The sequence below is a fragment of the Rhizobacter sp. genome, assembly GCF_035702065.1.
In the GTDB taxonomy this organism is placed as follows: Bacteria; Pseudomonadota; Gammaproteobacteria; order Burkholderiales; family Burkholderiaceae_C; genus Rhizobacter.
In genome coordinates, this window is the sequence record NZ_DASSRA010000480.1 from 1 (window position 1) to 5,525 (window position 5,525).

The 5,525-nt window shown below is 70.5% G+C and carries 5 protein-coding genes; 4 read left to right on the forward strand and 1 reads right to left on the reverse strand.

Features of this window, described 5'->3' with window-relative positions; translation table 11 throughout:
* The first annotated feature begins 110 nt into the window (after positions 1-110).
* Genes VFL64_RS21275 through VFL64_RS21290 form a run of 4 tightly spaced genes read left to right on the forward strand, consistent with a single transcriptional unit; the run spans position 111 to position 5,182 of the window.
* Positions 111-830, forward strand: a complete 720-nt coding sequence (locus VFL64_RS21275; protein WP_489542384.1) for an ABC transporter ATP-binding protein — start codon at positions 111-113, stop codon at positions 828-830.
* Entirely contained in the window at positions 830-3,202 is a 2,373-nt protein-coding gene (locus VFL64_RS21280) for an ABC transporter permease (RefSeq protein ID WP_489542388.1), read from the forward strand. Before VFL64_RS21275 ends, VFL64_RS21280 begins: the two co-directional genes overlap by 1 nt.
* 3 nt (positions 3,203-3,205) lie before the next feature.
* Positions 3,206-4,426 (forward strand): efflux RND transporter periplasmic adaptor subunit, encoded by a 1,221-nt coding sequence (locus VFL64_RS21285; RefSeq protein WP_489542385.1) that lies wholly within the window; start codon positions 3,206-3,208, stop codon positions 4,424-4,426.
* 9 nt (positions 4,427-4,435) lie between these two features.
* A complete protein-coding gene (locus tag VFL64_RS21290) occupies positions 4,436-5,182 on the forward strand; it encodes a helix-turn-helix domain-containing protein (protein ID WP_489542386.1) in 747 nt (248 codons plus the stop codon).
* A 3-nt stretch (positions 5,183-5,185) separates the two neighbouring features.
* Here VFL64_RS21290 and VFL64_RS21295 read toward each other — a convergent pair.
* Positions 5,186-5,525 (reverse strand): universal stress protein (locus tag VFL64_RS21295; protein WP_489542387.1); only part of this gene is annotated, 340 nt, incomplete at its 5' end.

Genomic DNA, 5,525 nt, shown 5'->3' on the forward strand with positions numbered 1-5,525 from the left:
CTGCAGCTCGAAGCCTGCGTCTCGTGGCAGAAGGCCATGACGGCCACCGGCCAGGAGCTGTACGACGAATGGGCTTGCCGCTTCGCCGGTGGCGCCCCGATCGACGGCTGATGGACAGGCCCCCTGTCACGCCGGTCTTTCGCACGCGCGGCCTCTCCAAGTGGTACGGCAGCGGCGAGGTGCGCGTGGACGCGCTGCGCAGCGTCGACCTGGAGATCGGCCGCGGCGAGTTCATCGTGCTGCTCGGCGCCTCGGGCAGCGGCAAGTCGACCCTGCTCAACATCCTGGGCGGTCTCGACGTGCCCAGCGCCGGCGAGGTGTGGTTCGGCGAACAGGAGCTGAGCCGCGCCGACGACAGCACCCTCACCGCCTACCGGCGCGACCACGTCGGCTTCGTCTTCCAGTTCTACAACCTGATCCCCAGCCTCACGGTGCGCGAGAACGTGGCGCTGGTGACCGACATCGTGAAGAACCCGATGCCGGTCGACGAGGCCATCGACCGCGTGGGCCTCACGCCGCGGCGCGACCACTTCCCGGCGCAGCTGTCGGGCGGTGAGCAGCAGCGCGTGGCGATCGCGCGCGCCATCGCCAAGCAGCCGCAGGTGCTGCTGTGCGACGAGCCCACCGGCGCGCTCGACTACCAGACCGGCAAGCTGGTGCTCGAAGTCATCGCGCGCGTCAACGCCGAGATCGGCACCACCACCGTCGTGATCACGCACAACGCGGCGATCGCAGGCATGGCCGACCGCGTGATGTACCTGGGCGACGGCCGCGTGGTGAAGGTGGAGACCAATGCCCGCAAGTGCCTGCCCTCGGAGCTGTCGTGGTGATGAAGGCGCTCGACCGCAAGCTGCTGCGCGACCTGCGCCTGATGTGGAGCCAGGCGCTCACCATCGCGCTCGTGGTGGCCAGCGGCATCGGCGGCTTCATCACCAGCCTGTCGGCCGTGGACTCGCTCGCGCTCGCACGCGACCGCTTCTACGCCCAGGGCCGGTTTGCCGACGTATTTGCCTCCGTGAAGCGCGCCCCGGCGGCTCTGGCCGACACCCTGCGCGAGGTGCCGGGCGTGGCCGACGTGCAGACCACGGTCGAGGAGATCGTGCGGGTCGAAGTGCCCGGCCAGACCGACCCGGTGATCGGCCAGCTGATCGGCCTCAAGACCGGCGACCTCGCGCGCATGAACCGGGTCACGGTGAGCCGTGGGCGCATGCCCGAGCGCAGCGAATCGGGCAGCGCAGGCGCCGGTATCGAGGTGCTGGTGTCCGAAGGCTTCGCCAAGTCTCGCGGGTTGTCGCCGGGTTCGCGGCTCGGCGCGCAGATCAACGGGCGGCAGCGCACGCTCGTTGTCACCGGCACGGCGCTGTCGCCGGAGTTCATCTTCGCCGGCCTCTGGGGCATGCCCGACACCCGTGGCTTCGGCGTGTTCTGGCTCGACCACGAGGTGCTGGCCGCCGCCTACGACATGCACGGCGCCTTCAACCGCGTGGCGGTCAAGCTCGCACCGGGCGCCTCGGAGCAGCAGGTGGTCGATGGCCTGTCGCGCCTGCTCTCGCCCTACGGCGGGCGCGAGGCGCACGGCCGCGACCGGCAGACCTCGCACGCCATGCTCGACAACGAGATCAAAGAGCAGCGCGTGCTGGGCACGGTGCTGCCGGCGATCTTTCTCGCGGTGGCGGCCTTCCTGCTGAACGTGGTGGTGTCGCGGCTGGTGTCGACCCAGCGCGAGCAGATCGCGGCGCTGAAGGCGCTGGGCTACCCGAACCGCAGCATCGGCCTGCACTACCTCAAGCTGGTGCTGCTGGTGGTGCTCTTCGGCCTGGCGCTCGGTGTGGTGCTCGGCGACCGGCTGGGCACGATGTTCACCGGCCTGTACGCCGAGTTCTTCCGCTTCCCGAGTTTCGAGCACCGCATCGCGCCCTGGCTGCTGGTGGTGAGCGGTGCGGTGGCTGTAGTCACCGCCGTGGCGGGCACCTTCAACGCCATCCTGGCGACGGTGCGGCTTGCGCCGGCCGAGGCCATGCGCCCGCCCTCGCCGGGCAGCTACCGCCCCACCCTGCTTGAACGCATGGGGGTGCACCGCATGGCGCCAGCCCTGCGCATGATCGTGAGAAACGTCGAACGCCGGCCCCTGCGTGCGGCGCTCTCGGTGGGCGGTGTGGCTGCGGCAGTGGCCATCGTGGTGATGGGCAACTTCTTTCGCGACGCCATCGAGGTGATCGTGGACACGCAGTTCACCCTCAGCCTGCGCGGCGACATCACGGTGTGGACACCCGAGGCCGTGGACGACGCCGTGCGCCTCGAACTCGGCCGACTGCCCGGCGTGAAGGCGGTAGAAACCACGCGCTTCGTGCCGGTGAAGCTCGTCAACGGCCACCGCGAGGAGCGCAGCCTGCTGCGCGGCTATGCGGCGCGGCCCGAGTTGTACCGCCTGATCGACGTGGCCGGCCAGCAGGTCACGCTCGACGGGCGCGGCCTGGTGCTGACCGACCGCCTGGCCGACAAGCTCGGCCTGCGGGTGGGCGACCGGGTGCTGGTCGACATCCTCGAAGGCCGCGAGCGCCGGCTCGACCTGGTGGTGGGCGCCACGGTGCGCGACATGATGGGCCTGAACGCCTACATGGACCGCAGCGCGCTCAACCGGGCGCTCGGCGAGGGCGACCTGTCCACCGGCTTCGTGCTGGCCATCGAGCGAGGCAACGAGCCGCAGGTGCTGGAGGCCAGCAAGGCGTTCCCGCGCATCGCCGGGGCCTGGAGCAAGACCACGATGCTGCGCAACATGCAGGAGATCAGCGCGCGCAACGTGCGGATCATGAGCACCATCCTCACGGCCTTCGCCAGCGTGATCGCGGTCGGTGTGGTCTACAACAACGCGCGCATCGCACTGGCCGAGCGCGCGTGGGAACTGGCCAGCCTGCGCGTGCTCGGCTTCACGCGGGCGCAGGTTTCGGCCCTGCTGCTGGGCGAACTGGCATTCGTGATCGCGCTGGCGCTGCCTCTGGGCATGGTGCTGGGCTGGGGCCTCACGCACACGGTGACGGAGCTGCTCAAGTCCGACCAGTTCCTGTTCCCGGTGGTGATCCGCGCACGCACGTATGCCTGGGCCGCGCTGTGCGTGGTGGCCGCGGGGGTGGCCAGCGCGATGGTGGTGCAGCGGCGGATCGACCGGCTCGACATGGTGTCGGCCTTGAAGACGAGGGATTGAGCGATGAAGCGTTCCACATGGGTGGTGGCGGGGTGCGTGGCCGTGGCGGCCGTCGGCCTGTTGGCCTGGGCCTTTGCGCCACGGCCAGTGGAGGTGGAGGTGTCCACCGTCACGCGGGCGCCCTTCCAGACCACCATCGACGAAGACGGCAAGACGCGCCTGCGCGAGCGCTACGTCGTCTCGGCCCCGCTGGCCGGCCGGTTGAGCCGGGTGACGTTGCGTGAAGGCGACCGCGTGGAAGCCGGCGCGGTGGTTGCCGAGCTGACGCCGGCCTTGTCGCCCATGTTGGACGACCGCACCCGCAAGGAGTTGCAGGCGCGCCTGGCCGTGGCCGAGGCGCAGCAGGAGCGCACCAAAGTGCGGGCCGCGGGCGCGCGCATCGGCCTGCAACAGGCGAACAACGAGGCGACCCGCTCGGAGCAGCTGGCCGCCCAGGGTTTCATCTCGCTCACCAAGCTGGAGTCGAACCGGCTGACGGTCGAGGCGGCGCACAAGGAAGTCGAGGCGGCCGAACAGGAGCGCCACGTGGCCGAGCATGAAGTGGCGCAGGCGCGTGCCGCTCTGACGGCGCTGCATGGCACCGCGCCCGGCACCCGCGCCTTCAGCGTGCGCGCACCGGTGGGGGGCAAGGTGCTGCGCGTCACGCAGGTGAGCGAGAGCACGCTGCCGCTCGGCGCGCCGCTGATGGAGCTGGGCGACACCGCGGCGCTCGAGATCGTGTCCGAGCTGCTGACCACCGACGCCTTGAAGGTGCGCCCCGGCTCGCCCGTGCTGATCGAACGCTGGGGCGGCGAAGGCGTCCTGAACGCGCAGGTCCGGTACGTCGAGCCCTCGGCCTTCACCAAGGTGTCGGCGCTCGGCGTCGAGGAGCAGCGCGTGAAGGTGGTGATCGACATCACCAGCCCGGCCAGCGACTGGTCGGCCCTGGGCGATGGCTTCCGCGTGGGCGTGCGTGTGGTGACGCTCGCGTTGCCGCAGGCGGTGCAGGTGCCGTCGAGCGCCGTCTTTCCCCTGCCCGATGCCGACAGCGCGAATGGCAACCATGGTGGTTTCGGTGTGTTCCGCATCGACGGGGGGCGTGCGCGTCTCACACCGGTGGAGGTCGGCGCACGCAACGCCAGCCACGCCTGGGTGCGCAAGGGCCTGGCGCCCGGCACGGTGGTGGTGGTGTATCCCCCGCCGGCGATCCGCGATGGCGTGCGGGTGCAGCCGCGCAAGGTCTGAGGGGCAGCCATGAAAGCAACATCCCTCGTGGAATCCACCGAGCCGCGCTCTGCGTGTGTGACCTGCAAGCTGCGCACGCTGTGCCTGCCTGCAGGCCTTGAAGTCGCCGAGTTCGACCGGCTCGATGGCGTCGGCGCCACCCAGCAGGCCGTGCGCCGCGGTGAGGCGCTCTGCCACGCGGGCGAGCGCTTCGCTGCGGTCTTCGCGGTGAAGGCCGGCACGTTCAAGACGAGCCTGCCGCTGCCGGCCGGCGGCCAGCAGGTCACCGGTTTCCCGATGGCCGGCGACCTGATCGGCCTGACCGGTGTCGCCGAGGGTGTTCTGGCCTTCGACGCCATCGCACTGGAAGACGCCCTGGTCTGCGTGATCGACTTCGAGCGGCTCGAAGCCCTGGCGCGTGCCAACCCGGTGTTGCAGCGCCGGATCCACCGCTACATGAGCCAGGAGCTGGTCGCCAGTCGCACGCTGCTCGGCCAGCTCGCCCAGGCGCGCGCGGACGAACGCGTGGCCACCTTCCTGCTTCAACTCGCCGAACGGCAGCGGCTGCTCGGGCTCTCGCCGGACGACGTGGTCTTGCGCATGAGCCGCGAGGACATCGGCAACCTGCTCGGCCTGCGGATCGAGACCGTCAGCCGCTGCCTCTCACGGCTGGAGGGCGACTGGGCCGTCGACGTGCGAGGCAGGCGCATCCACATCCGAGATCAGGCTCGCCTGCGCCTGCTGGCGCGGGGGCTGGCCGCGCTGGAGCCTGCGTGATGCTCAGGCGGGTTCCGGTTCCTCGCCACGGACCAGCATCACCGGGACCGGGCTGCTGCGCAACACCAGTTCGGCGTCGCTGCCCATCACCAGCCGCGAGAAGCCTCGCCGGCCGTGCGTGCCCATGACGATCAGCTGGGCGGGGGCCTTCTTCGCCTCTTCGATGATGGCGTCGCAGATGCGCAAGGCCGGGTCGCAAAGCACCACGCTCTCGACCGCGACACCCTTCTCGCGCACACGCGCGGCCGCGTCGGCCACCAGCTTCTCGCCGGCGGCCTTCCAGTCCTCGATCAGCTGTTCCGTGGGGGCATAGCCGGCCACGCCCTGGATCAGCGCGCGCAGG